Source organism: uncultured Campylobacter sp. (assembly GCF_938045535.1).
Lineage (GTDB): Bacteria > Campylobacterota > Campylobacteria > Campylobacterales > Campylobacteraceae > Campylobacter_B.
Genome location: NZ_CALIMQ010000269.1, coordinates 1 through 3,474, shown reverse-complemented (window position 1 = coordinate 3,474; position 3,474 = coordinate 1). Strand labels below are relative to the sequence as shown.

General features: G+C 45.9%; 2 protein-coding genes. One reads left to right on the top strand and one right to left on the bottom strand.

What is annotated here, in order from left to right:
- Positions 1–161: 161 nt before the first annotated feature.
- Positions 162–1,199 (bottom strand): hypothetical protein, encoded by a 1,038-nt coding sequence (locus Q0095_RS08450; protein WP_297883101.1) that lies wholly within the window; start codon positions 1,197–1,199, stop codon positions 162–164.
- A gap of 105 nt (positions 1,200–1,304) precedes the next feature.
- On the opposite strand from Q0095_RS08450, the gene truD reads away from it, so the two are divergent.
- Positions 1,305–2,417 carry a tRNA pseudouridine(13) synthase TruD gene (gene truD / locus Q0095_RS08445; protein ID WP_297883099.1) on the top strand — a complete coding sequence of 371 codons (1,113 nt, stop codon included), beginning with the start codon at positions 1,305–1,307 and terminating at the stop codon, positions 2,415–2,417.
- The last annotated feature ends 1,057 nt before the right edge of the window (positions 2,418–3,474 follow it).

The window sequence follows — 3,474 nt, the reverse complement described above, 5'->3', positions numbered from 1 at the left end:
TATGGGCTATACGGTAGAACAAGCAAATGCTGATTTAAAGAAATAGTAGATGATTAAACCGCCTGCGATTAAGAAAACTGTTTGCTTTATACCGATCATAAATATAGAGTCGATTTAAAATTTTATCGTCGCAATAGGATAAATTTTAAAACCTCATCCTCTTAAATCAGCGTCGGCTTTAGTTTGCGTGTCGAAAAGTCGGGCCTCTCGCCGCGAGCTAGAGCGATGAGCTCATCCGTCGCAATTAGATAAAAGCCCGCGAGGCCTCTGCCGAAAAGCCTTTGGATTTCATCGCTTCTGCCGTCTAAAAAATCAAGCGCGAGCTTGGAATTTACTAGCAAAAAATCGCTTCCGCTGTCAAACGCGTCAAGTAAAATTTCGCCCCCCAGCCGCAGCGCGCACTCCCGCTCGCGCTCATATATCTGCGCTCCAAGCGGCGCGCCTTCGCAGCCAAAGCGCACGATCTGCGCACCCAGCCTGCTAGCCAGCTCCTCCGCAGCCTTGTCGTACCATACGGCGACGTTAAAGCCGCTAAAATCGTGCTTAGCGCCCGCTGCGTCAAATTCCGCCATGCTCTGCGCGCTTAAAATTTTATTACTGCGCGCCGGTTCGTATTTCAGAATATCGCAAAACGCCCTGTATGCCGCACGGTCGTCAAACTCCATCCCCACGGCGTCGCACTTCGTAAAATACGCCATCTGCGGCTCGATGATCTCCAAAATCCTCATGCGCTCGCTCGGGTGCTTCTGCATCAGGCGGTGCGCGAAGATAAAGGCGCTGTTGCCCAAAAACTCCTGCGAGCATGCGGGGATTTTCGTCGAGTAAAAATAGGGCGCGAGGCTTTTGTAAAACTCGAAATCAGAGACGTCCGCGATGCCTTCAAAAGCTTGAAATTTGTCTAAAAACGCTCTCGGCTCGCAGCGCAGATCTTTAACCGCCTCTTTTTCGCTAAGAGGAGCGATGATTAGCTCGCTTCCAAAGTGCGCTATGAGCGTATCTAGCGGCTCTTTTACGCTCACCGTTGTGCCGCCGATTTTTACAAATTCCACTCCCTGCGCGCTGAAATAGGGATCGTGCGCGCAGATGTCATCAAGCAGTGCCGCAAGATCGGCAAAGGGCGCGCTTTCATAAACATAGGGCTTGAAGTAGCTTGCGACGTCGCAGTGCGGGTCGAAGCGAAAGAGCCTGATTTGAAGCATTTTTCATCCTTTTTTATGGCGAATGATACTAGAATTTGCCTTAATAATGAGTTTTTTAGGCTCAATTTTATAAAATTGCGCCTTAGATTAACGCGAAGGCCGGCTATGAAAATTTTATACACCCTAAATCACGCGCCGATAAATGCGCATTTTAGTAAAAACTCCAGCGATTTCGTCGTGCGCGAAGTGCCGCTTTACGAGCCTAGCAATGAAGGCGAGCACTGCATTTTGCTGCTGCAAAAAAAGGGCATCAGCACGCACGAGGCGTTGCGGATTTTAAGCGAACATACGGGCGCTAAGATGCGCGAGTTCGGCTACGCGGGGCTTAAGGACAAGCAGGGCCTTACGACGCAGCACGTTAGCATGCCTGCTAAATTTGAGCCCGCGCTGGGCGGATTTTCACACGAGAGCCTTAAAATTTTAAGCGTGCAAAGGCACAAAAACAAGCTTAAAATCGGGCATCTAAAGGGGAACGACTTTTTCATCCGCCTAAAAAAGGTCCTACCGCCCGACGCCGTCAAGCTCGCAGCCGCGCTAGATACGCTAGGACGCGAGGGCTTTGCGAACTATTTCGGCTATCAGCGCTTCGGCAAGTTCGGCGACAACGCGGCGCAGGGCGAGGAGGTGCTGCGCGGACAGAGGCGGCTTAAAAACCCCAAAATGCGCGATTTTCTAATCAGCGCCTATCAGAGCGAGCTTTTCAATCGCTGGCTTAGCAAGCGGGTCGAAATTTCAAAATTTGCGGCTGAATTTAGCCTTGGAGAGTTTGCTAAAATTTATGGACTAAGCAAGGAGGAGGCGCGCGAGATCGCAGCTCAGCCGCAGTTTTTTAAGCTTTTAAGGGGCGAGATTTTAGGACATTTTCCGCACGGCGCGTTTTTTAGCTGCGACGATCTTGGCGCTGAGTGCGAGCGGTTTGCGAGGCGAGAAATCACGAGCGCAGGCCTTATCGCGGGGCGAGCTAAGCTGCGAGCTAGCGGACTTGGAGGTAGATTTGAAGATGAAATTTTCGCGCCTGCTCGCGAGTTTGAGGCACAGATGAACGGCTCGCGCAGGTTTGCGTGGAGCTTTATGGAGCGCATGCAGCACGCCTACGATGCGCAAAATGCGCATTTTAGCTTCAGTTTTTACCTGCCGAAAGGCTCTTATGCGACGGTCGTTTTGGAAGAAATTTTGCACCGAGATATATTCGATGGCGCCGCGACGGACGAGGATTGAGCCGCATTGCGCCGCGGAGTAGGGCTCATGCTACGTCAAACCACGCCGTAGAGCAGGGTTTACGCCGCACTTACGCTACGTCGTAGCGCAGAATAGGGCTCACGTCACCCCGCGCCCTACGCCAAACCTCGCTATGCCGCACGGAATTTTACGGAATTTTAAATCTTGGCTGCGTGGATTTAAATTTGCGCGGTAGATAAAATTTTATGAAATTTTATGATATTTTATGAAATTTTATCGCAGTAAGCGCGCCGTTTTGTTTAAGCCATAGAATTTCAAATTTAAAATTTATTCGGCTTGGCCGTAGGTAAAATTTGATAAATTTCACCTTTTTATAGTTGCCCAAATTCATTTTCGCCAATAACCAACAAAATATTATTAAGCTTAAAATCGCTTAAGTCTTTTATCTACCATCGCTCGTTTACCATATTTTCAAAAAAAATTATTCTCTTCCCAAAAGTAGCATTCTAACATTTTTAAAATTCCATTTTCCAAAAGAACCATTGCTCCTCCAATATTTTCACCAGAAAGCATTAAATTTACATTGCCGACAAAACCGTTGTTTTTGCTTTTTTCTAATATTTTTTTACACTCGAAATGGCAATAATATCCGGCTGTCGAAACCTCTCTTTTTGTAATTTATGAATTTTCAAACTGCTTATAAAGCGCATAATCGCTTAAATCATCACTTATTAGTTTAACAATTTCAGCTTCGATATTTGCAATATCTGTAAAATTATCGAGGGATAAACATCGTTCCGATTTTTGGTTTTCCATTTTTTATAACTCCACGTACAGTAATTTCATAGCCTTTAATATTAACTTTATAGCCATTAGTAAAATTATTTAGCAACTTACCATTTGCCATATCTCTTTCAAGTTCTTTAATTATAGCATTATAAGCTTGTTATTGATTATTTTTAAATTTATTTAAAAAATCATCTAATTTATGCTCTTTTTTTGTTAAAGATATGATTTAATTAGCTTCTTTATCGTCGTCATCCTCCGGCGGCAATGGTGCAGGGGCGGGAGTTTATACTTGCTCACGCCAAAAATT